Raw genomic sequence first — 22,827 nt, forward strand, 5'->3', positions numbered from 1 at the left:
AGAATCGGCAAAACGCGCGCGTGTATAAGGGATGCGCCGTCCAACGCCGGCGCGCGGCTTGCATGATGCAAGTCAGGCGGCGGGCGGCGGCTGGAAGGCGCAAAAACCGGGCCACTGCTCGCGGCTGTCGCACACTTTCAGGCAGCCCTGATTGTCCTTGAAGGTGGCGACGACCTTGATGGGAAAGCCATATTTTGGCGTGGCGGCCAGGAAGGCGGACGGGCAGCTTTGCTCATTGCTGAAGCGGAAAGTGATTTCTTCGCGGCGGCCCTTGCGCGCAAAGCTCAGCATGAAGGTTTCATTGCTGTTCCATTGCGCCTTGCCCGGCACGCGGAAGCGGTAGCGCGGGCTGCCCGGCTGCTGGCCGTCAAGTTTCTGGCCAAAGACGCGGCTGCTGGCCGTGGCCGTCTCGACCTTGGCGACCGGATACACGACGGCAAACATATACGTGCCCGCAAAACCCTGGTCGAAGCCCAGGCCCTTCTGGTAGAACGGCACGACGATATGCGGCGCGCCCGCGTATTCCACGCTGTTGCGGGACGTGGTGCGCGACGTCAGCTTGTCGTCGGGCGCTTGCCCGAAGACCACGTCCACTTCCACCAAGGCCTGGTTCTTGTCGATATCTTGCGCCAGATAATCCCTGGGGGCGATTTCGCTGTGCACGCAGCCGGCCAGCAGGACCGCGGCGAGGCAGCCGGCGATGAGTCGAGGGTAGCTCATGGCTGTTTTCCTTCCGGCGGCGCGGAAGCAAGGCCCAGGCCCGTCACTTGCCAGCCGCCCTTGCCTTGTTTCCATTGAAATTGCTGGCCGAACCAGGCCAGTTCCAGCTCGCGCCGGATGCGGTTTGAATCCGTGCGGCCCTGGCGCGCCTTGATGGCGGCGCCCGCCTGCGCGGAAGCGGCCTGCGACAAGGGCTTCAGCCACCGTTGATACGTGTCTGGCGGCAAGGCCAGCACGCCGGCCACGCCGTCGTCGCGCGTGGCGACGATGATTCCCACCTTCGTCAGCGCATTTGTCAGATAGGCGCCGCGCCGCCCGTCGGGCGAGACGGACACCAGCATGGCGGGCGCGTAATCGCCCGTGACGCCGCCAGCGACGTCAAACCACAGCAATTCGCCCGTGCGCGTGTCGAGCGCGCGGCCGTCGCGGGCAAACAGCAGCACCTCGGGACGGTCCGGCTGCGGCACGCCCCATTCGGGATCGCGTTCCGTGCGCACCATGTCGTCGCGCCGCAAAGGACTGACGGGGCGCATCAGCGGCTCGCCATTCTGCACGCCAATAAGAATGGTTCCCTGGCCTGTGTAACCCTTGGTAAACGCCAGCAGCATGGGCTGGCCCTCGCGCGTGGCCGCCAGGGGCCGCACTTCCACCACTTCGCGCGCGCCGCCGGGCCAGTAGCCGTGCTGGCGGAAAGTCAAGGTGACGAGGGCGTCGTGACGATTGTTGGTGACGACGAAGTCGCCGTACTGCTTGGTCACAGGCACATACGGCGCTTGCGCCTGCGCGGCGGGCACGATGGCGGCGGCCAGGGCGGCGGCGGCCGCCAGGCGGTGTAAAGGAAAGAACAGCATGGCATCCTGTCAAGGTCGCACCGGGCGAAGGAACGCCATCATAAACGATTCATCGCCAGCAACACTGTCCGATAGCCAACATCAGCGGCGCTGGATCTCGATCAGCTCGATCTCGAACAGCTTGGGCCACAGTTTGCCCGTGACAAACAGGCGCTTGCCCCGTGCGTCCCAGGCGATGCCGTTGAGCACGGCGTCGGGGTTGGCCGTGCCCCGCTGTTCGGGCGGCAGCAAGCCCGCCAGGTCGATCCAGCCGACGACCTTGCCGCTGGCCGGATCGATGCGGGCGATCACGTCGGCGCCCCACACATTGGCGAACAGTTGCCCGTCGACCATTTCCAGCTCGTTCAGGCGGTCGATGGGCCGCCCTTCGGCTTTCACTTCGAAGCGGCGCACTTCCTTCAGGGTTTTCGGATTGAGCACGCGGATGGCGGAGGTGCCGTCGCTCATGTAGACAAACTGGCTGTCGCTGGCCAGGCCCCAGCCTTCGCCCTGGTAGCTGAACGTGCGTTTCAGTTTGAAGGTCTTCCGGTCGAAGACATAGCCGGTCTGCGAAATCCACGTCAGGCCGAGGATTTCGTCGCCCACGTCCGTGATGCCTTCGCCAAACACATTCTTGTCCAGCATACTTTTCTGCAAGACCTTGCCCGTTGTCAACTCCACCTTGCGCAGCGAGGACTGGCCGTTCTGGCCCGTGCTTTCATACAGATGGCCATCCTTGAACAGCAAGCCCTGGGTAAAGGCCTGGGGGTCGTGCGGATAGGTGTTCTTGACGAAATAGCCATACACGGGCAAGGCGGCCTGGGCGTAGCCCATTTCGCTCATCAGGCCTACCGTGCATAACAATCCCAGCAGCAATGAGCCGGCCGTGCGTTTGAGTCTGGTCTTGACGTTGATGTTCATCGGGTCGGGCGGAAGTTGGGATTCGCCTATTGTAAACGTGCCGCGTCCGCCATGTGCGCCCTGACGAGCTCCAGCCAGGCGCGCGCCGCAAACGACAGCCGTCCGCCCCGGCGCCAGGCCAGCATCAGATTCCATTCCACGGGCGGGCCGTCCAGGGGAATCACGTCAAACTGCGCCGGCTCCAAGGTGTCGCAATACATCTTCGGCAGCAGGCAGATGCCCACGCCCAGCCGTACCAGCGAGGCAATGAAGTCCCACTGGCCGCTGCGGCCCGTGATGCGCGGTGCAAAACCGGCGCGCTGGCAGGCGTCCAGCACGATGTCGTTCAGGGCGAACGCGGCGCCGTAGAAGATGAAGGGGCTGTCGGCCAGCTCGGCCAGGGCAACCGAGGCGCGTCCCTGCCACGGCGAACCGGGCGCGGCCAGCAGGCACAGCGGCGAGCGCACGAGGGGCAAGGCTTCGAAATCCTGCCAGGTGGCGGCATTGCCCGGATAGTCGAGCATGGTGCCCAGTTCCACCGTGCCGGTGCGCAAGTCGCGCTCGATCGCCTGCGTGCCGCTTTCGTACATTTTGAGTTCGATGCCCGGATAGCGCTGGTGGTATTCGGCCAGCCACGGCGCCAGGGTCGAGTGCGTCTGCGGCGACACGCCGACCCGCAGTTCTCCACGCTCCAGCTGCTGCAGGTCGCGCAATTCCACCTTCAGTTCCGCGTGCAGGGCCAGCAGTTCATGCGCGCGCGACAACACCACCTTGCCCGCGTCCGTCAGGGTGAAACGCTTGCCCGCGCGGTCCAGCAGGGCCAGGTCCAGCGACTGTTCCAGCTGGGCAATCATCTTGCTGACGGTGGGCTGCGTCACATGCAGCCTGGCGGCCGCCCGCGTAAAACTGTTCTGTTCGACCACTTCGACGAAGTAGCGCAGGGAGCGGATATCCATGATGCATTCCAAATTCGAATGATGATCATGAGTTTAAGTCATTTTATCTTTTGATGTGGGCTCACTACAATGAAACCTTCCTCCTGCCGCTTGAAAGCCCGCCGTGAAAGCCTTGCCCTGTTCCACCGCCGCCCTGCCCTCCGCCCCAGTCTGGCGCCAGCCCGCGCAGACCGCGTGGCAAGTGGGCATCCTGATTGCCGCCTGGTGGCTGGCCGACTCGGCCGCGTCCGCCCTGCATTTGCCGTTTTCCGGCGGCGTCGTGGGCCTGTTCGCGCTGGTGGCCCTGTTGCTGGCGGGCTGGGTGCGGCCCGTCGCCATCGAACTGGGCGCGAACTGGCTGCTGGCCAACATGCTGCTGTTTTTTATTCCGCTGGTCGTGTCCGTGGTGCAATTTACGCAACTGTTGAAATCGCAGGGCCTGATGCTGTTCGTAAATATCGGCCTGGGCTTTGCCAGCGTGATGCTGGCCACGGCCTTCACCGTGGAAGGTGTGTGCCGCTATGAACGCAAGTTGCGTCTAAATAAGCTGCTGCGCCAGCGCAGAGCGAGGGCGGCGGCATGAGCACCGTGCTGCTGTCGCTGCTGTTTTTGCTGCTGACCCTGGTGCTGTTCTATGCCAACCAGGCCGTGCACCGCCGCCATCCGCATTTTCTGCTGACGCCGGCCATCTGCACCTCGGCCATACTGATCGTCATCGTGCAAGCCACGTCCACCCCGTTCGCCACGTATTTCGGCGAGACGCGCTGGCTGCCGTGGCTGCTGGGGCCAGCGACGGTGGCGTTTGCGCTGCCCATCTTCCAGGAGCGCAAGCTGATCCGCAAGCACTGGCTGGCCCTGTCGCTGGGCAGCTGCGCCGGCATCGTGGCATCGGTCGCCGCCACCCTGCTGCTGGACCGGGTATTTGGCGTGCACGGCGACATGGCGCGCAGCCTGCTGGCGCGCTCCGTGTCCACGCCGTTCGCGCTGGAAGCGTCGCGCCACATGGGCGGCTCGGCCCAGCTGACGGGCATTTTCGTGGTGATGACGGGCTTGTTCGGCCTGATGCTGGGCAAGCCGCTGCTGAAACTGCTGCCCCTGCGCATGCGCATCGCCCGCGGCGCCCCGTATGGCGCGGCCGCGCACGGTTTTGGCCTGTCCGTGGCGCGCAGGGTCGGCACGGAAGAAGGCGCCGTGGCCAGCCTGACGATGATCTTCTCGGGCGTCGTGACGGTGCTGCTGGCGCCGCTGCTGGGCAGATTATTGGCTTAACGGTCCATTAAGGGGCCATTAAGGGTCGATTAAGGGTCGATTAAGGGGCCACGGCGCAGGCGTTTATCGGGGATAATACGCCTTTCCCCATTCCCGACAGCCGCGCCACGATGAAATACCCCGCAGTCCTGCCCTTCAGCGACATCCTGCCACGCCTGCAGGAATTCGACGCCATCATCGACGTGCGCAGCCCGTCCGAGTTCGCGGAAGACCACTTGCCGGGCGCCATCAACCTGCCCGTGCTCGACGACGAGCAGCGCGTGCGCATCGGCACCTTGTATAAACAGACGAGCGCCTTCGAGGCGAAGAAGCTGGGCGCGGCGCTGGTGGCGAAGAATATCGCGCGGCATATCGAAGACGGTTTCCTCGGCCACGCGCACGAATGGAAGCCGCTCGTCTACTGCTGGCGCGGCGGCAACCGCAGCGGCGCCATGGCGCACATCCTGGCGCGCATCGGCTGGCCCGTCACCCAGCTCGACGGCGGCTACAAGGATTACCGCCGCCACGTAAACGCCGAGCTGGCCACCCTGCCCCAGCGTTTCGACTTCATCAACGTGCTGTGCGGCCCCACGGGCAGCGGCAAGAGCCGTTTGCTGCAGGTGCTGGACCGCCAGGGCGCGCAGGTGATCGACCTGGAAGACCTGGCGGCGCACCGCGGCTCCGTGCTGGGCGGCCTGCCCGAGGAAGAGCAGCCGTCGCAAAAGGCGTTTGAAAGCCGCTTGTGGCAGCAGCTGCGCCAGTTTGACCCGGCATTGCCCGTCTTCATCGAATCGGAAAGCAAGAAAGTAGGCCGGCTGCGCGTGCCCGACGCCCTGATGGACAAGATGCGCGCTTCCGACTGCACCGACGTGCGGCTCGATACGGCCCAGCGCGTGCAATTGCTGATGGAAGATTATGCCCACTTTGTCGGCGCCCCCGCGCAGCTGAACGTGCAGCTGGCCCTGTTGACGCAGCTGCATGGCAAGGAGAAAATTGCACATTGGCAGCAACTGGCCACGGCGGGCCGCATGGCCGAGCTGGTGGAAGAGTTGCTGGTCCAGCATTACGACCCCGTCTACCTGCAATCGATACGGCGCAACTTCAGCCGCTACGGGCAGGCGACGCCGCTGGTCTTGCCCGATATTTCAGAACATGCCTTTGAGCAAGCCGCGCGCGCCTTGTGTGGTATTGTCGGCACTGAATCCCCCTGAAGACGCAAGGTCTGGGGTAAAAATGATCATCGTTGTACACAACATCAGCAGGAATTTCCATGTCAGATAGCGCAGCAACATCCCATACACCCATCCGATTGACCGAATTTGCCCATGGCGGCGGCTGCGGCTGCAAAATCGCGCCCGGCGTGCTGGCCGACATCTTAAAAGGCAGCGGCGGCTTTCCCCTGCCGAAGGAATTGCTGGTCGGCATAGAAACTTCCGATGACGCGGCCGTCTACCAGCTCAACGACGAGCAGGCGCTGATCGCCACGACGGATTTCTTCATGCCCATCGTCGACGACCCGTTCGACTTCGGCCGCATCGCCGCCACCAACGCCATTTCCGACGTGTACGCCATGGGCGGCACGCCCATCATGGCCCTGGCCCTGGTCGGCATGCCGATCAACAAGCTGCCGGTGGAAACTATCGGCCTCATCTTGAAAGGCGGCGAAACCGTCTGCGCCCAGGCCGGCATCCCCATCGCGGGCGGCCACACCATCGATTCCGTCGAGCCGATCTATGGCCTCGTCGTGCTGGGCCTCGTGCACCCGTCGCAGGTGAAACGCAATGCGGGCGCGCGCGCCGGCGACAAACTGGTGCTGGGCAAGCCGATCGGCGTGGGCATCCTGTCGGCCGCGCTGAAAAAGAATGCGCTGGACGGCGACGGCTACGCCTCGCTGATCGCCAACACCACCAAATTGAATACCCCGGGCAAGAAACTGGCCCTGCTCGACGGCGTGCATGCGCTGACGGACGTGACGGGCTTCGGCCTGCTGGGCCACACGCTGGAACTGGCGCGCGGCGCCAAGTTGCAGGCGCGCATAGCCATGGCCGACGTGCCGCTGCTGCCGCAAGTGCAGCAGCTGGCGCAAAATGGCAACATCACGGGCGCATCCAACCGCAACTGGCAGGGCTATGGCGCGCAAGTGGCGCTGGCCGACAGCCTCAGCGCCATCGACAAGGCGATCCTGACGGACCCGCAGACGGCAGGCCCCCTGCTGGTGGCCTGCGCGCCGGAAGCCGTCGAGCAAGTGCTGGCGATTTTCCGCGCCGAAGGCTTTGCCGACGCGACGGTAATAGGCGAGATGCAGGATGGCAGTACCGGGGTTTCCGTATATTAATGAACATTTTTTCAAAGGCAGTCCCATGACCACGTTCTCCAACAAGTTCCCCGCCATCCTGGCCACCGTCGCCGCCACCCTGGCCATCCACAGCGGCCTGGCGCAGGCGCAGCAAGTGCTGCGCGTGTCCGCCATTCCCGACGAAGCGCCGACGGAGTTGCAGCGCAAGTTCAAGCCGCTGGGCAGTTACCTGGAGAAAAAGCTGGGCATGAAGGTGGAATTTACGCCCGTTACCGATTACGCGGCGTCCGTGGAAGGCTTGATCAATCACAAGCTGGACATGGTCTGGTTCGGCGGTTTTACGTTTGTGCAAGCGAACGTGCGCAGCGGCGGCAAGATCGTGCCGCTGGTGCAGCGCGAAGAAGACACGAAATTCCGCTCCGTGTTCGTGACCACCAGCAAGGACATCAATCAGTTGTCCGACCTGAAAGGCAAGAACTTCACGTTCGGCTCGGAATCGTCGACCTCGGGCCACTTGATGCCCCGTTACTACTTGCTGGCCGCCAAGATCAATCCGGACACGGACATGAAGCGCATCGCGTTCTCGGGCGCGCATGACGCCACCGTGGCCGCTGTCGCCGGCGGCAAGGTCGATGCGGGCACCTTGAACATTTCCGTGTGGGAAAAGCTGGTCGAAGCGAAAAAGGTCGATCCAGCCAAGGTGCGCGTGTTCTATACGACACCGGGCTACTACGACTACAACTGGAGCGTGCGCGCCGACATGAATCCCGTCGTGCGCAAGAAGCTGACGGACGCCTTCCTGGCGCTCGATGCTTCCACGCCGGAAGGCAAGGAAATCCTCGAGCTGCAGCGCGCCACGAAGTTCATCCCGACCAAGGCCGAGAACTACAAGGATATCGAAGCGGCCGCGCGCGATGCCAAGTTGTTGAAGTAATTGCTGAAACCTGCCGGATGACGTCCTGCGGACGCATCCGGCACACTCCCTCCCACACCGAACATCGCATGACATTCCAACTTCACCAGGTCTGCGTCCACCACGCGGGCGCCGCCGGCAATGCGCTGGCCCTGCGCGAGCTGGACCTGGACGTGGCCCAGGGCGAACAGATCGCCCTGATCGGCCCTTCCGGCGCCGGCAAGACCAGTCTGCTGCACACCTTGGCCTGCGCGCTGCGCCCCGAATCCGGCAGCTTGCGCATACTCGGCAGTTCTCCCTGGCAACTTGCCAGCGGCGAACGCCACGCCTTGCGCGCTCGATTATTCCTCGCGCCGCAGACGCCGCCCTTGCCGCCGCGCCAGCGCGTCGTCAACGCCGTGCTGGCCGGCCGCTTGCCGCAATGGAGCTTGTGGACGGCGATGCGTTCGCTGCTCGCGCCCGTCGACCCGCGCGCCGCGTGGGAAGCGCTCGGCAAATTCAATCTGCAGGATAAACTGTATGCGCGCGTCGACCGCCTGTCCGGCGGCGAACGCCAGCGCTGCGGCATGGCGCGCGCGCTCGTGTCGGATGCACAAGTTTTCCTCGTCGACGAACCGCTGTCCGCGCTCGACCCCACGCTGGCCTTGCAGACCATCGCTGTGCTGCAGGCCGAAGCGACGGCGCGCAAGGCCACGCTGATCTGCAGCCTGCACCAGGTGGAGATCGCGCGCGCCTGCTTTGCGCGCATCGTCGCCCTGCGCGACGGCCGGATCGTCTTCGACTTGCCTGCCAGCGAGGTCAGCGACGCCATGATCGCCGCGCTGTACCGCAACAAGGCCGATCCGGCGCCCCGGTTCGAATCGGTGGCGGCGAACCTGGACGCCGCGAGGCCCCTTTGCTGAAGAGTACCGCCCTGCCGCGCGACCCCGCCTGGCGCGGCCGCCTGAGCGGGGCTGCCATCGTGCTGCTCGTGCTGTGGCCGATGCTGGTGCAGGCCGAATTCAAGCCGTGGCTACTGTGGGATGCGCAAAGCCTGGCCGCCACCTGGCAGTTCATCGCCAGCTTCGTGCCGCCCGCCCACTCGCCGGAATTTTTGCAGCTGGTGGCCACGTCCGCCTGGGAAACCATCGCCATGGCCACGGCCGGCATGGCGCTGGCCATGCTCGGCGCCATCCCCTTGACTTTGCTGGTGACGGAGCGCTTGTCGATCTCGCGCATCGGCAGTGGCCAGGTGTCGCCGCTGGCCGCCAGCGTGCGCCACGCAGTCCGCGCGCTGCTGGTGCTGCTGCGCAGTGTGCCGGAACTGGTGTGGGCATTGCTATTGGTGCGCATCGTGGGCCTGGGGCCGACTGCCGGCGTGATCGCCATCGCCCTCACGTATTGCGGCATGCTGGGCAAGGTGTATGCGGAAATCCTCGAATCGTCGGATGCGTCCGCCTGCAACGCCTTATTGCACAACGGCAGCGGCAGATTAAAGGCCTTGCTGTACGGCGCCCTGCCCGAATCGGCCGCCGAACTCGTGTCGTACACGATCTACCGCTGGGAATGCGCGATCCGCGGCTCCGTCGTCATGGGTTTTGTCGGTGCGGGCGGCCTGGGCCAGCGCATGGATGAATCGATGAAGATGATGGCAGGCAATGAACTGGCCACCATGCTGATGGTGTTCGTGCTGCTGGTGGCGGGCGCCGACGCCGTCTCCGCCATGCTGCGCCGGAGGCTGGCATGAAGACGGAACCGATGTTGCCCGCTCCAGCGCCCGTGCGCTGGTCGACCTGGGCCTTGCTGGCCGGTTTATTGATGCTGGTCATCGCCAGCTTCGCCACCCTGCCCCTGAAATGGGGAGAATTCTTCAGCGCCGACGCCGTGCGCACCACGGCCGACTTCCTGCACGGCTTCGCCCCGCCCGAACTGGCTCCCCCCTTCCTCATGAAGGTAGGCGTGGCCACGTTCGAGACCCTGGCCATGTCGGCCATCGGCACGGTCATCGCCGCCCTCCTGGGCGCCCTGCTGGCCCTGCCCGCCAGCGGCCGTTTCGGCGGCCTGGCGCGCAACGCGACGCGTGGCGTGTTGAATGTGCTGCGCTCGATCCCCGAACTCGTGTGGGCCTCGATCCTGCTGATCGCCGCCGGCCTCGGTCCGTTCGCGGGCACCCTGGCGCTGGCCCTGCACACGGTGGGCGTGCTGGGCCGCTTGTTTGCCGACGCGTTTGAAAATTGCCCGCCCTTGCCGGCCGCCACCTTGCGCATCAACGGCGCGCGGCCCGCCGTGGCCTTTTTGTATGCCACCTTGCCGCAGTGCGGCCCGCAGATGATGTCCTACACCCTATACCGCTGGGAAAACAATATCCGCGCCGCCGCCATCCTCGGCGTCGTCGGCGCGGGCGGCCTGGGACAGATGCTGAAATACCATCTGTCGCTGTTCCAGATGCCCAGCGCCGCCACCGTCATCGTCGCCATGCTGCTGATGGTGGCGGCCGTCGATGGCCTCAGCTATGTGCTGCGCCGCGCCATGACCCGTTAATTGTCACTTTTCACAAGGAATGCCCATGTCAGGCTGGTGGACGATTATCTCGACGGAAACCCCGGAACAACTGGCCGACATGACGCAAGTCAGCAAGCAAGCGTTTCTCGCCAGCTGGGAAGCGGGCCTGTCCGGCGCCGGCTGGATCGCGCAACTGTGTACGCAAGGCAAGGCGACCCAGCTGACGTTCAACGGCTTTCCCAACCGCTACACGGCCCCGGCCGACGTCATCGTGCCCCTGCTGCTGGCGGGCATCGCCGAGGCGCAGGACGGTGAGTTTCCCCAAGACCAGCTCACGGGCTGGCCCGGCAGCATCACCGTCCATGCGGAACGCATCGCCGCCTGTGAGCCGGGGCAGCTGCTGACCGTCGAAGTGTGGGACCAGTCCTGACGCGGCAGGCTGGCTGGACAGCGGTCCAGCCGGCCAGTTCCAGGCATGGGCATGCAATAGTTTGTTGCCAATAGGAAATATGGCTTATCATGCAGGTTTTCATGCAAAGAATAAAGTCATGCGTTTGATACCAAGGCACTTGATCGCCATTGCTTCACTGCTCACCTTGCCATTGCACGGCGTGGCCGCCAAGGAGCCGCTGCCATTTGAAGAATTCCGGGCCGGCCTCATCGAAACGGTCATGAACAGCTGCATGCGCTCCCAGACGGAACCGGCGATCCAGGTCTACATGGACAAGGCCAATACCCAGGGCGCCAATTTCGCCGACCATGCGCAAACCCTCGCGCATCTGGAAAAGATGCCGGAATGGACCCAGGGCATAATCCCCAAGATGAAAAACCTGTGCGCCTGCGCCTTGGGACCGAGCATCGAGGAAATGCGCGCTACCACGTCGCTGGACGACCTCGAAGCCGTGCTGCGTGCCACCAAGGCCGCAGGCAACAAGCGCGGCGCCGATAGCGCGTACATGAGCAGCTGCCTGCAGGCACAAAAGTCCTTGCGGGACGCGGGCTAGACCCGCCCCCCGCCGGCGCCATCCCGACACCCATTCCCGCACAAACGGCCATGCACATCCGCCCCACCAACGCCAGCGACTGGCCCGCGCTGAAAGCCACCCGCCTGGCCGCCCTGCTCGACGCCCCTGCCGCCTTCGGCGCCAGCCACGCCAGCGCCGCCCGTTTTTCCGACGCCGACTGGCAAGAGCGCGCCGTCAGCACGCCGCAGCGCACTTTTTTCCTTGCCTTTGACGCAGAACAAGCCATCGGCCTGGCCGCGCAAGTGGTGGCCGGCAATGGCGAGTGCCACCTGATCGCCATGTGGGTGCAAGCCGAATATCGCGGCCTTGCCGTGGCGCAAGGCCTGGTCGAGGCCGTGAAACAGTGCGCGGTGAACAATGGCCACGCGCGACTGGTGCTCGACGTGGCGCCGGAAAATGCGCGCGCGGCCGCGTTTTACCAGAAACAGGGCTTTGTTTTTTTACCGGAATGGGAAGCGCTGGAAAGCCATCCGCATATCCAGGTGCAGAAGATGGAGTGGCGGGCGCCGGCGTGAAGGCTTTTCCGGAAATGCTCGCACATGGCGGCTTTTCGGCGAAACGGTGCTTGTTCAAGAACTGCAGCGCATTGGCTTTGAGCGGCCGCTTCGTGGGCTGCGCGCACCTGCAGTAATCGGCCAGAAGCGGCCCTGCCTGGTTTTTCATTATCATTAGGAATCGAATTACTATGCCGAAACACAAAGCACTTTCTGATGGGCTTGCACTGATTTTTCAAGGTATCGCCCATCTCAATTCAACATTTCCAAACCGGAAATTTACTGTTGATGGCCGGCTTGTAGGTGATATCGGGGAAATCATTGCAGAGCTTGAATATGACATCATTCTGGATGAAGTATCCCAACCCGCCTACGACGGCGTTACCAGCGACGGGAAGAAGCGCGTGCAAATCAAGGCGACTTTCAAGGATAGCTTGACCTTCAAGGGCACACCCGATTACTTTCTCGGCTTTAAGCTCTTCCCCGATGGGCGTCACGAGGAAATCTATAATGGTCCGGGCAGCATCATTTATGACCGATACGCGCATCGGCGCGGCATAGGCAGCACCTTGCTTTCTTTCCCCAATGCAGTTTTAAAAGAACTTTCAAGTGCCGTGGCGCCCGATTCAAAAGTCCAAAAACGCGGCATATGAACAAATGGACAGCATCATGACTATCTGCGCATACCCGGTCGCGCAATACCACAGGAAATTTGTAATTCCTGCAGCGTCCGAATGGTATTTAGTCACGCAATTCCGACAAGAGTGCAGTCCACCTTGAAGCACTTCATGCTGGAAAACAGCATTTTCCAGCATTCCATTCATCCCAATTGACATTCTGTCTTAAAAACCTGCCCCTGGCTGTCTCTTTTTCTATACTCGCGTTTTCATTGACGAGTAGAAAGATCAGGTATGCGTGCCATTAAAAAAGCGGGGCTTTTGCTGTGTTTATGCGGCGCCGCGGCCCAGGCTTGCGCTGATACGGAGCAAGCCGTGGAACAGGCCGGCCAGGATGCGGCCGCGTCCGTCAATGTCAAAGGCATCCGCGACCCGGACTGGAAGCCCTACAGCGCCATGCTCAAGGGCGCCCTACGCTTCGAGGAAAAGCATGCGCTGGCACCCGGCGCGGAGTTGAAATTCATCCTGGAACCGCGCCGCGCCGACGTCGACATGCATGGCATCGCGCTGCGGCTGGAAAGCGACGAGGCGGGCATGGCCATCCCGTTGGCAGAGCGCAATATCTTCAGTTTGCCCGCCGGGCAGGGGCCGCTGTACGAGAAGGCCGAGCTGACAGTGAACCGCAAGGCGGGCTCGGTCCGGTGGATACCCTACGTCAGGAGCGCGGCGACCAGCGACACGCTGCGCCGCTTGGGCGACCTGCGGCTGGCGTGCGAAGTCCACTGGGCCATCGACAAGGAAACCTTGCCTTTCGCCATGCGCACGGCGATGGGCGCACTGGGCGGCCCGTGCAATTTCGTGTCGCAAAAAGGCACCTACAGCTTTACGGAAGCACGGCGCATCACGGCCGCGACGATCAGCTACAACGGCAAAAGCGCGCCCGTGCCCTTCAGCGGCACATCGTTCACGCCGCCGTTGCGGGAGCAGGACTGGAGCGATGACAGCGTGCTCGAATTGACGTTCGACAATGATTAGCCTGCCCTGTGCCGGAAAACCGCAGATCACGAAAAAATAGGGGCATCATATTGAAAATGAGAAGCATCATATTCTTTGCAATCGTGATCGGTATCATGTCGCCTTCATTCGCCCGGACTGGCAAGACGGCCAATTGCGGTATCGATGATATCGAACAATGCATGGCATCGGACGGCGCATCGTTAGTTCGCGCCATTCAAAAAAAGTTGCCTGATGTATTGCAAATGCCATCCGACGGCAAAGTTCCGGCATTCACGACAGTTGAAGTCAATTCAGCTGCATCCGAAACAGCGCTGTCCATGGCATTGACGCGCGCCTGGAAACGAAGCTTTATAGAAAAAGGGGTGGATAACGCAAAGGGCGCACTACTGGCCTGTCAGCGCGAGACTTCGCTGCTGCTGACCGTGCCATTCATGCGCAGCGAAGGCCAGCAGGCACACTGCTACAGATTTTAAGACTGTGTACCTTGAATCCACTGTCCTGGCAGCATAGCGCGGCGACGGCGCTTTCACATTCGTTCGCCACCAGCCAGGTCAATAATTTCAGCAGTTATTTCACCCGCTGCTTTTCCAGCTTGCGCGCCAGCGTGCGCCGGTGCATGCCAAGGCGGCGGGCCGTTTCCGAGATATTAAAATCCGTCTCGGCCAGCATTTCGTGGATGCGTTCCCATTCCAGGGTCTTGATGTTGGTGGCGCGATTCGTCAGTTCGATGTCGGCGTTGCCGGCCACGTGGCCGAAGGCCGCTTCGATGTCGTCCGTGTTCGACGGCTTCGCCAGGTACTGGCAGGCGCCCAGCTTGATGGCTTCGACGGCCGTGCCGATGCTGGCGTAGCCCGTCAGCACGACGATCAGCATCTCCGGGTCGTGCTGGTGCAGCATCTGCACGCAGGCCAGGCCCGAGGTATTGCCATTGAGCTTTAAATCGACGACGGCGTAGTCGGGGCAATGCTGCTCCAGCAAGGCGCTCGCCTCGTCGAAATTGGTGGCCAGGATGACCTGGTAGCCGCGCCGCTCGAACGAGCGGCCCAGGGTGCGGGCAAACGCGGCATCGTCTTCCACGATCAGTAACAGACGGTCATCCTGCATGGTGGTCGCTTTCTCTTTCCAGTTTGATGGCCGCCAGCGGCAAGGCCAGGTGCACCACCGCCCCGCCCTGTACCCGGTTGCGCGCCGTCACCGTACCACCTAAAGTACGAGCGACATTCACCACCAGGAACAGCCCCAGGCCGCCGCCGGGCTTGCCCTTGCTGCTTTGATACGGCTTGCCCAGGTGCGTCAGCATCGACGGCTCGAAGCCGGGGCCCGCATCGGTGATCACCAGGTGCAGGGCGTCCGCTTCGCGCGTCGCCTCGAAGCGCAGCCATTCGGGCGACGCTTCCAGCGCATTGTCGAGCACATTGCAGATGGTTTGCTTCAGGGTCGAATCGAAGACGACGGGAATATCGTGCTCGATGCGGTTATCGTACTCGAAACCCTGGATGGGGCGGCTGCTGCGCCACTCGTCGACGAGATCGTTGAGGAAGGTGTTGATCGTCGTTTTCACGGACGATTCGCCGCGCGCCTCGCCCGCCGACAACAGAATGCCGCTGACGATGCTCTTGCAGCGCTGCAACTGCGCCTGCATTTCCGTGATTTCTTCCAGCATCTCGCTGTTCTTGCTCAGTTCCGGCATGCGGCGCCAGTCGCCGAGGATGACGGACAAGGTCGCCAGCGGCGTGCCCAGCTCGTGCGCGGCGCCCGAGGCCAGCAAGCCCATGCGGATGATGTGCTCTTCTTCCGCCGCGCGCTGGCGCAAGTCAGCCACCTTGGCGTCGCCGGCGCGCTGGTTGCGGTTGATGCGCGTGATGAACAGCACCAGCAAGGCGGCGTTCAGCGCAAAGCAGATCAGCAAGCCCTGCACGTACAGGCTGGAAAAGCCCCGCTCCGGGTCGATGGGCAGGAACAGCGGACCGGGCAGCAAGGCCAGGCCGGCCAGGCACAGGCTCGTAATGGCCACCATGATCCACGTCGACCACACTTCCAACAGCACGGCGCTGAGGATGACTTGCAACAGATACAGGAAGGCAAACGGGTTGCTGATGCCGCCGCTCAGGTAGAGCTGGGCCGTCAGCACGGTGACGTCGACCAGCAGGGCGAGAAACAGCGCCGTGTTCGAGACGGGCTGGCGTTCGTGCCAGCGCAGCAGGCTGGCCAGGTTGAAGGCGATGAGGCAGGACAGCACTTCGAGCATGTAGGGCACGGGCAAGGCGATGCCCAGTCCCACGCCCACGCCGAAGATGGTGCTGATCTGGCCGATCACGGCCAGCCAGCGCAGCTGGATCAGCAGCTTCATGTTCTGGTGGCCGGCCGGATGCTCCATCTCGGCCGCCACGGCGCCGCGCTCTAATACCTCGCGGTTGGGCAGGATCTCAATCCTGCCCGGCATGGTCGCTTTCTTGCGATGGATCAAGCTTCTTGCCGCGCGCGCGACGGCGCTTGTCCTCGCGCACGATCCACCACGTAATTCCGGCTACCATCAAGGCCAGGGCGAACCACGTCAGGGCGTACACGAGGTGGCTGTTGTGGAACGAGATCACGGTCAGGCCGCCGACGGGGGCGTCAACGGCCGTTTCCGACTTTGCTTTCGCGTCGACAAAATATGGCGCCACGTTGGTGAGCATGTGCGAGGCGGCGATGGCGGCGACGTCGCGCGAATACCAGTGCTGCGTGGCGGGACTGTTTTCGCGCAGGAAGCCGCCGCCCGTCTCGCTGACGCGCAGCAGGCCGTCGACCTCGACGATGCCGGGCGGCGTGCCGGCGGCGATGCCGGCGCGCTTGGCCACGAAGCCGCGGTTGACGAGCACGGTGCTGCCGTCGGCCAGGCGCAAGGGCGTCACCAGCCAATAGCCGCTGCCCAGTGCCGTCGTTGCCTGCACCAGGGTATTGAATAGGGGGAGATACGTACCGGAGAGCCGCACATGGCGGTATTCATCCGTTTGCTGCGTGATGCTGGCCCAGGCTGCGGGTCCAGGTGCGTCCGTTGCGGGCGCATGTACGCGTTGTTCGACGCGCTCGATCAGGTCAAGCTTCCAGAACAGGCGCTTGACTTGCCAGGTGCCCAGGGCACAGAAACCGGCAAACAAGATCCCCGCCAGCAAGGCCAGTGCAACTTTTGAATAATGCACAGCCATGCCGCGTGGGCCTGGCGCGGCATCTTGCGATGCGGCGCCAGGGGCGCGCCCGGTGCTGTCTGGGCGCGTTTGACTCATCATGGAGCCGTTTTCGTATGCATGTACTCAGGCATCAGATCCGGCATCATGTTGTGGTTCATGTGGTACATGACCCACAGGGAACCGGCCATGGCGATGCCCACGATCATGATCGTGAAGATCAGCGCCATCATGTTCCAGCCGCCTTCGGACTTGGTGTTCATGTGCAGGAAGTACACCATGTGCACGACCACCTGAACGGCCGCGAAGGCCAGCAGGACCAGGCCCATGGTGCCCGAGTCGGTGATGGCTTTCGTCATCACCAGCCAGAACGGAATGGCCGTCAGGATCACCGACAGGATGAAGCCGATGGTGTAGCTTTTCAGGCTGCCATGATCGTGATGGTCGTGGTGGTGGCTATCGCCGTGTGTGTGGTGGTCGCTCATGGCAGCACTCCCATCAGGTAGACAAAGGTGAAGACGCCAATCCAGATGACGTCCAGGAAGTGCCAGAACAGCGACAGGCACATCATGCGGCGGCCGTTTTCCGGGGTCAGGCCATGCTTGTTCAACTGGAACATCAGGGTCACGAGCCAGATCACGCCGAACGTCACGTGCAGGCCGTGGGTGCCGACCAGGGCGAAGAACGACGACAGGAACGCGCTGCGCTGCGGACCGGCGCCTTCGTGGATCAGATGAATGAATTCATACATTTCCAGCGACAGGAAGGCCAGGCCGAACAGGCCCGTGATGCCCAGCCAGACCAGGGTGCTGCGCAATTGCTTGCGCTGCATGGTCAGCATGGCGAAGCCGTAGGTGATCGACGACAGCAGCAGCATGGCCGTGTTGACGGCCACCAGCGGCAGGTCGAACAGCGCGGCGCCCGTGGGGCCGTCCGCGTAGCTGCGGCCGACCACGGCGTAGGTGGCGAACAGACAGGCGAAGATCAGGCAATCGCTCATCAGGTAAAGCCAGAAACCGAGCAGGCTGCCGTTTTCCGGGTGGTGCTCGCGCACAAAGTAGCTGCGCGTGCTTGGTGCGGCGCCAGCGGCGCCGGTGTTATGGGCGATGGTATCAGACATGGCTGCTCAGCAATTTAGTATAAGCGTCTTCGGTACGGACCACTTCTTCCGCAGGAATGTAGTAATCGCGCTTGTAGTTAAAGGTATGGACGATGATGGTGACCATCATGATCACGAAGCCAATGCTGGCGACGAGCCACATTTGCCAGATCAGGCCAAAACCGACCAGGGCGGACAGTGCGGCGATCACGAAACCAGCCCAGGTGTTCTTCGGCATGTGGATCTTCGAGAAACCGGACGTCGGACGCTGGTAACCGTGTTTCTTCATGTCAGTCCATGCATCGAGTTCGTGCACTTGTGGCGTGAAGGCGAAATTATAGTCTGGCGGTGGCGACGACGTCGACCATTCCAGCGTGCGGCCGCCCCATGGGTCGCCGGTCACGTCGCGCAGGGCGTGGCGGTTGCGGTAGCTGACATAGAACTGGATCAGCATGGATGCGATGCCCAGGGCGATCGAGACGGCGCCAAACCAGGCGATGATGGTCCAGATTTGCAGCGATGGATCTTCAAAGTGGTTGACACGGCGGGTCACGCCCATCAGGCCCAGCACGTACAGCGGCATGAAGGCCAGGTAGAAGCCGACGAACCAGAACCAGAACGAGCACTTGCCCCAGAACGCGTCAAGCTTGTAGCCGAAGGCTTTCGGGTACCAGTAGTTAATCGCGGCGAACACGCCGAAGACCACGCCGCCGATAATCACGTTATGGAAGTGGGCGATCAGGAACAGGCTGTTGTGCAGCACGAAGTCAGCCGGTGGTACGGCCAGCAGCACGCCGGTCATGCCGCCGATGGTGAAGGTGACCATGAAGCCGATCGTCCACAGCATCGGCAGTTCAAAGCGGATACGGCCGCGGTACATGGTAAACAGCCAGTTGAAGATCTTCGCGCCCGTCGGGATCGAGATGATCATCGTCGTGATGCCGAAGAAGGAGTTGACGCTGGCGCCCGAACCCATGGTGAAGAAGTGATGCAGCCATACCAGGTAGGACAGGATCATGATGACGCAGGTGGCATACACCATCGAGGCGTAGCCGAACAAGCGCTTGCTGCTGAACGTGGCGACCACTTCCGAGAACACGCCGAACAGCGGCAGGATCAGGATGTAGACTTCCGGGTGGCCCCAGATCCAGATCAGGTTGACGTACATCATGGCGTTGCCGCCCAGTTCCGTCGTGAAGAAGTTAAAGCCGGCAACGCGGTCCAGCGACAGCATGGCCAGTACCGCCGTCAGCACCGGGAAGGCGGCGACGATCAGGATGTTGGTGCACAGTGCGGTCCAGGTGAAGACAGGCATTTTCATCCAGGTCATGCCGGGCGCGCGCATCTTGACGATGGTGGCGATCAGGTTGACACCGGACAATAGCGTCCCGACCCCGGCAATCTGCAGGGACCAGATGTAATAGTCTACCCCCACGTCCGGACTGCCGACGATGCCCGACAGCGGCGGATACGCCAGCCAGCCCGTGCGGGCGAATTCGCCGACGAACAGCGACGCCATGACCAGGGCGGCGCCCATGGTGGTCATCCAGAAGCTGAAGTTGTTGAGGAATGGGAAAGCCACGTCGCGCGCGCCGATCTGCAGCGGCACCACGTAGTTCATCAGACCCGTCACGAAAGGCATCGCGACGAAGAAGATCATGATCACGCCGTGGGCGGTGAAGATCTGGTCGTAGTGATGCGGCGGCAGGAAGCCGGCATTGTCGCCGAAGGCGACCGCCTGCTGGGTACGCATCATGAGCGCGTCGGCAAAGCCGCGCAGCAGCATGACCAGGCCCAGGATCATGTACATGATACCGATTTTTTTATGGTCGATACTGGTGATCCAGTCGCGCCACAGGGTACCCCAGACGCGGAAATACGTCAGTGCCGCAACGAGTGCGATACCGCCCAGGGCAACCATGGCAAAGGTCACCAGCAGGATAGGTTCATGAAATGGAATTGCATCCCAAGTCAGACGGCCGAATATAAGCTTCGTCAGATCAATATGGTCTAGCATTGTTACTCTCAGAGAAAAAAGGGAGGCGCCAGGCAAGCGGCGCCAGTATCTGCAGCGCAATGCGCTGCGGGATTCATGCAGTCGTTACTTGGCTTGAACGCCCTTTTCAAGTACTGCATCGCTAGCGACTACTGCCGTTACGGCCGCTACCGGGCTTTTTGCCATCGTCAATTTGTATGGCTCGACCGGCGTCACGCACAGCGCGTCGGAAACGATGGTGCGGTTCAGGATTGCCTTGTACAGATCGTTTGGCACGGCGCTGTAGCGGCGCACCGGATCGCGTTCGCTAGGCTGGGCCAGCGACAGGTAGTCGTCGCGGTTCAGCGCGCCGCCGCCGGCACGTGCCGACGCCACCCACTGATCGAAGTCCGCATCATTGACGCCGTGGAACTTGAAGCGCATGCCCGAAAAACCGGCGCCGCTGTAGTTCGCGGAGAAGCCCTTGTAGACACCAGGCTTGTTGATGACGGCATTCAACTGCGTTTCCATGCCTGGCATGGCGTAGATCTGACCTGCCAGTGCGGGGATGAAGAACGAGTTCATGACGGACGAGGCGGTGATCTTGAAGCGGATCGGACGGTCGACGGGCGCATACAGTTCATTGACGGAAGCGATGCCTTGCTCCGGGTAGATGAACAGCCATTTCCAGTCCAGCGCCACGACTTCGACGATCATCGGCTTGTGGCTGGCAGGAATCGGGCGGTTGGCGTCGATACGGCTCAATGGGCGATACGGATCGAGGGTATGGGTGCTGATCCAGGTCAGCAGGCCCAGCACGATGATGATCAGCAGGGGCGCGCCCCAGATGATCAGCTCGAGGCGAGTCGAGTGGTCCCAGTCCGGCTCATATTTGGCCGCGGTATTGTTTTTTCTATAGCGCCATGCGAAAAGCAGGGTCAGGGCGATTACCGGAACGATAATCAACAGCATCAGCAATGTCGAAACGACAATCAGATTGCCTTGCTGGACTGCGATGTCACCGGACGGATTCAGTACCACCGTATTGCAACCAGCCAACAATGCGAGAGGTAAAAGAAGCAGTCCGCGACGAACTTTTAATGAAAACATACAGGAAAGTCCAGTACAGGGGATGAAGATATGGTACTGTATTCTCACTGGAGCGCGTTGGCAATTGGACGTTTTGTCCTACCCCTTGCTCGGATTTTCACTCGGTAGTTGAGGAGTTTTCCTACAGCTATCTATTGAATAGTCCTACTCCGGGCGTGAGACACCCGGGGTATGTTACGCGTTGGCCGAACTCGAAACTATATTGGAGACGATCATCATGTCCAGCACGCGCACACACGGCGGGGATGTACCCGCCGACTTTGCCCCCCATTCCCTGCGCGACGCAAGCGGGGCCGGCACGGTCGAATCGCATATCGACCCCGGTGAGATCGCCGTCGGCGTGATCATCGGCCGCGCATCCGAATACTTTGACTTCTTTGTCTACGCCATCGCCTCGGTGCTGGTGTTTCCGCGCGTCTTCTTCCCGTTTGAAGAGCGCCTGGAAGGCACTTTATATGCGTTCCTGATCTTCTCGTTCGCCTTCATCGCCCGCCCGTTCGGCACCGTGATCTTCATGGAGATCCAGCGCCGCATGGGACGCAGCGCCAAGCTGACGTTCGCCCTCTTCCTCCTGGGCGTGTCGACGGCCGGCATCGCCTTCCTGCCGACCTACGCGCACCTGGGCTTTGCCGCCATCATCTGGCTGTCCGTGCTGCGCATCGGCCAGGGCGTGGCGCTGGGCGGTTCGTGGGACGGCCTGCCGTCGCTGCTGGCCCTGAACGCGCCGGAAAACAAGCGCGGCTGGTACGCCATGCTGGGCCAGCTGGGCGCGCCCGCCGGCTTCCTCATCGCCGCCGGCCTGTTCTGGTTCATGCTGACCAACCTGACGGATGAGGAATTCCTCGACTGGGGCTGGCGCTATCCTTTCTATGTCGCCTTCGCCATCAACGTCGTGGCCCTGTTTGCCCGTTTGCGCCTGGTGTCGACGAATGAATATGCGCGCCTGCTCGACGAACGCGAACTGCAGCCCGTGAGCGTGTTTGAAATGAGCCGCGGCCAGGGCCGCAACGTGCTGATCGGCGCCCTCGCCGCGCTGGCCAGCTATGCCCTGTTCCACCTCGTCACCGTGTTCCCGCTGTCGTGGATTTCCGTCTACCAGACGCGTTCCGCCTCGGATTTCCTGCAAATCCAGATGGTCGGCGCCGTGCTGGCCGCTGTCGGCGTGGTGATTTCCGGCTTGCTGGCCGATAAAGTGGGCCGCCGCACCACCCTGGGCGTGCTGGCCGTGCTGATCGCCATCTTCAGCGCCTTCGTGCCGACCCTGATGGGCGGCGGCAATACGGGCCAGGACGTGTTCATCCTCGTGGGCTTCAGCCTGCTGGGCCTGTCCTACGGCCAGGCAGCCGGTGCCGTCACGGCCAACTTCCCTGCCCGCTTCCGCTACACGGGCGCGGCCCTGACGTCCGACCTGGCCTGGCTGGTGGGCGCCGGCTTCGCCCCGCTGGTGGCGCTGGGCCTGTCGGCCAACTTCGGCCTGGCCTACGTCAGCTTCTACCTGCTGTCGGGCGCCGTCGCCTCGCTGGCCGCGCTGAGCCTGAACCGGGCGCTGGAAATCCGCGACTGACATATAGTATTCGTATCGGTCAGCCGCAGGCCAGGAGCGCCGGATTCGTCCGGCGCTTTTTTATTGCAAATTAGGAATGATTCGTTTTGGGCAGCGTTGATTTTTTTGGCAGCCATTAAGATCAAGATGCATGCGGATTAAGCAAGCTAGATGATTCGTGCGCTTCCATGCCCTTGCCGGCATCGCGCTGGCCCTGCTGCTCTAGCGATGCCATGCCGGTGCGCCACCGGCGCAACACGCACCCATCCGGCACGCGCCGCGGAGTGCGAACAACATCCGCTAGCGCTGTTTATGAGGTACTGCAGGTACTGCACAAGCAGCTGCGCACCTTCTCCTGATATCGCCCCCCCTGCGAGCAGCAGATATCACCCAGCAGCAATGCGCCGGATTCGTCCGGCGCATTTTTCATGCCAGCCGTCGCATTCCTGTCTGCCTG

26 protein-coding genes are annotated in these 22,827 nt (G+C 62.4%); 15 read left to right on the forward strand and 11 right to left on the reverse strand.

The annotated features are described in order from the left end of the window. Window positions 1-72: 72 nt before the first annotated feature. From AC07VI_RS07390 to AC07VI_RS07405, 4 genes are all read right to left on the reverse strand, one after another. Entirely contained in the window at window positions 73-720 is a 648-nt protein-coding gene (locus tag AC07VI_RS07390; protein WP_086144588.1) for a hypothetical protein, read from the reverse strand. Then, window positions 717-1,571 (reverse strand): hypothetical protein, encoded by an 855-nt coding sequence (locus AC07VI_RS07395; RefSeq protein WP_216356314.1) that lies wholly within the window; start codon window positions 1,569-1,571, stop codon window positions 717-719. Before AC07VI_RS07395 ends, AC07VI_RS07390 begins: the two co-directional genes overlap by 4 nt. 81 nt (window positions 1,572-1,652) lie before the next feature. Further along, window positions 1,653-2,471, reverse strand: coding sequence for a glutaminyl-peptide cyclotransferase (locus AC07VI_RS07400; protein WP_216356313.1), 819 nt, complete (start codon window positions 2,469-2,471; stop codon window positions 1,653-1,655). A gap of 26 nt (window positions 2,472-2,497) precedes the next feature. After that, entirely contained in the window at window positions 2,498-3,406 is a 909-nt protein-coding gene (locus AC07VI_RS07405) for a LysR family transcriptional regulator (protein WP_086144587.1), read from the reverse strand. Window positions 3,407-3,509: 103 nt separating this feature from the next. On the opposite strand from AC07VI_RS07405, the gene AC07VI_RS07410 reads away from it, so the two are divergent. From AC07VI_RS07410 to AC07VI_RS07475, 14 genes are all read left to right on the forward strand, one after another. Beyond that, window positions 3,510-3,968 carry a CidA/LrgA family protein gene (locus AC07VI_RS07410; RefSeq protein ID WP_086144586.1) on the forward strand — a complete coding sequence of 153 codons (459 nt, stop codon included), beginning with the start codon at window positions 3,510-3,512 and terminating at the stop codon, window positions 3,966-3,968. Next, entirely contained in the window at window positions 3,965-4,654 is a 690-nt protein-coding gene (locus AC07VI_RS07415; RefSeq protein WP_492994250.1) for an LrgB family protein, read from the forward strand. The genes AC07VI_RS07410 and AC07VI_RS07415 overlap by 4 nt, the downstream gene beginning before the upstream one ends. Before the next feature lie 110 nt (window positions 4,655-4,764). Next, window positions 4,765-5,844, forward strand: a complete 1,080-nt coding sequence (mnmH, locus tag AC07VI_RS07420; RefSeq protein WP_492994252.1) for a tRNA 2-selenouridine(34) synthase MnmH — start codon at window positions 4,765-4,767, stop codon at window positions 5,842-5,844. A 59-nt stretch (window positions 5,845-5,903) separates the two neighbouring features. Continuing rightward, window positions 5,904-6,968: a selenide, water dikinase SelD gene (gene selD, locus AC07VI_RS07425; RefSeq protein WP_086144583.1), complete on the forward strand. Its 1,065-nt coding sequence runs from the start codon at window positions 5,904-5,906 to the stop codon at window positions 6,966-6,968. A 25-nt stretch (window positions 6,969-6,993) separates the two neighbouring features. After that, entirely contained in the window at window positions 6,994-7,863 is an 870-nt protein-coding gene (locus AC07VI_RS07430; protein ID WP_086144582.1) for a putative selenate ABC transporter substrate-binding protein, read from the forward strand. 68 nt (window positions 7,864-7,931) lie between these two features. Then, window positions 7,932-8,744 (forward strand): phosphonate ABC transporter ATP-binding protein, encoded by an 813-nt coding sequence (locus AC07VI_RS07435; RefSeq protein WP_099419790.1) that lies wholly within the window; start codon window positions 7,932-7,934, stop codon window positions 8,742-8,744. Next, on the forward strand, window positions 8,738-9,568 hold the full coding sequence (locus tag AC07VI_RS07440; RefSeq protein WP_086144580.1) for a PhnE/PtxC family ABC transporter permease: 831 nt from the start codon (window positions 8,738-8,740) through the stop codon (window positions 9,566-9,568). The genes AC07VI_RS07435 and AC07VI_RS07440 overlap by 7 nt, the downstream gene beginning before the upstream one ends. Further along, a complete protein-coding gene (phnE, locus tag AC07VI_RS07445) occupies window positions 9,565-10,362 on the forward strand; it encodes a phosphonate ABC transporter, permease protein PhnE (protein WP_086144579.1) in 798 nt (265 codons plus the stop codon). Before AC07VI_RS07440 ends, phnE begins: the two co-directional genes overlap by 4 nt. A 25-nt stretch (window positions 10,363-10,387) precedes the next feature. Then, the gene (locus AC07VI_RS07450; RefSeq protein WP_492994256.1) at window positions 10,388-10,753 is read left to right on the forward strand and encodes a hypothetical protein; all 366 of its coding nucleotides are present in this window, start codon (window positions 10,388-10,390) and stop codon (window positions 10,751-10,753) included. Window positions 10,754-10,871: 118 nt separating this feature from the next. Beyond that, window positions 10,872-11,327: a hypothetical protein gene (locus tag AC07VI_RS07455; RefSeq protein ID WP_492994258.1), complete on the forward strand. Its 456-nt coding sequence runs from the start codon at window positions 10,872-10,874 to the stop codon at window positions 11,325-11,327. 50 nt (window positions 11,328-11,377) lie between these two features. Further along, entirely contained in the window at window positions 11,378-11,863 is a 486-nt protein-coding gene (locus tag AC07VI_RS07460; RefSeq protein WP_086144576.1) for a GNAT family N-acetyltransferase, read from the forward strand. Between the two features lie 170 nt (window positions 11,864-12,033). Further along, complete coding sequence (locus AC07VI_RS07465; RefSeq protein WP_099419793.1) at window positions 12,034-12,495, forward strand: DUF6998 domain-containing protein; 462 nt, start codon at window positions 12,034-12,036, stop codon at window positions 12,493-12,495. A gap of 258 nt (window positions 12,496-12,753) precedes the next feature. Continuing rightward, on the forward strand, window positions 12,754-13,494 hold the full coding sequence (locus tag AC07VI_RS07470) for a hypothetical protein (RefSeq protein ID WP_492994260.1): 741 nt from the start codon (window positions 12,754-12,756) through the stop codon (window positions 13,492-13,494). 56 nt (window positions 13,495-13,550) lie between these two features. Further along, the gene (locus tag AC07VI_RS07475; protein WP_099419794.1) at window positions 13,551-13,949 is read left to right on the forward strand and encodes a hypothetical protein; all 399 of its coding nucleotides are present in this window, start codon (window positions 13,551-13,553) and stop codon (window positions 13,947-13,949) included. 94 nt (window positions 13,950-14,043) lie between these two features. Here the strand turns inward: AC07VI_RS07475 and AC07VI_RS07480 are convergent, their stop codons facing one another. The 7 genes from AC07VI_RS07480 to cyoA all read right to left on the reverse strand — a co-directional run bounded on the left by AC07VI_RS07480 (window position 14,044) and on the right by cyoA (window position 20,827). After that, complete coding sequence (locus tag AC07VI_RS07480) at window positions 14,044-14,580, reverse strand: response regulator transcription factor (protein WP_034788474.1); 537 nt, start codon at window positions 14,578-14,580, stop codon at window positions 14,044-14,046. Next, window positions 14,570-15,919, reverse strand: coding sequence for an ATP-binding protein (locus tag AC07VI_RS07485; protein WP_086144573.1), 1,350 nt, complete (start codon window positions 15,917-15,919; stop codon window positions 14,570-14,572). The genes AC07VI_RS07480 and AC07VI_RS07485 overlap by 11 nt, the downstream gene beginning before the upstream one ends. Continuing rightward, on the reverse strand, window positions 15,903-16,745 hold the full coding sequence (locus AC07VI_RS07490; protein ID WP_086144572.1) for an SURF1 family protein: 843 nt from the start codon (window positions 16,743-16,745) through the stop codon (window positions 15,903-15,905). The genes AC07VI_RS07485 and AC07VI_RS07490 overlap by 17 nt, the downstream gene beginning before the upstream one ends. Then, entirely contained in the window at window positions 16,742-17,128 is a 387-nt protein-coding gene (gene cyoD, locus AC07VI_RS07495) for a cytochrome o ubiquinol oxidase subunit IV (protein ID WP_086144571.1), read from the reverse strand. The genes AC07VI_RS07490 and cyoD overlap by 4 nt, the downstream gene beginning before the upstream one ends. Then, window positions 17,125-17,763, reverse strand: coding sequence for a cytochrome o ubiquinol oxidase subunit III (gene cyoC, locus AC07VI_RS07500; RefSeq protein WP_086144570.1), 639 nt, complete (start codon window positions 17,761-17,763; stop codon window positions 17,125-17,127). Before cyoC ends, cyoD begins: the two co-directional genes overlap by 4 nt. Beyond that, on the reverse strand, window positions 17,756-19,759 hold the full coding sequence (gene cyoB / locus AC07VI_RS07505; protein WP_086144569.1) for a cytochrome o ubiquinol oxidase subunit I: 2,004 nt from the start codon (window positions 19,757-19,759) through the stop codon (window positions 17,756-17,758). Before cyoB ends, cyoC begins: the two co-directional genes overlap by 8 nt. Window positions 19,760-19,843: 84 nt before the next feature. Then, the gene (gene cyoA / locus AC07VI_RS07510) at window positions 19,844-20,827 is read right to left on the reverse strand and encodes a ubiquinol oxidase subunit II (protein WP_172404680.1); all 984 of its coding nucleotides are present in this window, start codon (window positions 20,825-20,827) and stop codon (window positions 19,844-19,846) included. Window positions 20,828-21,044: 217 nt separating this feature from the next. On the opposite strand from cyoA, the gene AC07VI_RS07515 reads away from it, so the two are divergent. Then, window positions 21,045-22,391, forward strand: coding sequence for an MFS transporter (locus AC07VI_RS07515; RefSeq protein ID WP_086144567.1), 1,347 nt, complete (start codon window positions 21,045-21,047; stop codon window positions 22,389-22,391). The last annotated feature ends 436 nt before the right edge of the window (window positions 22,392-22,827 follow it).

The sequence above is a fragment of the Janthinobacterium sp. GW821-FHT03A03 genome (assembly GCF_059421435.1).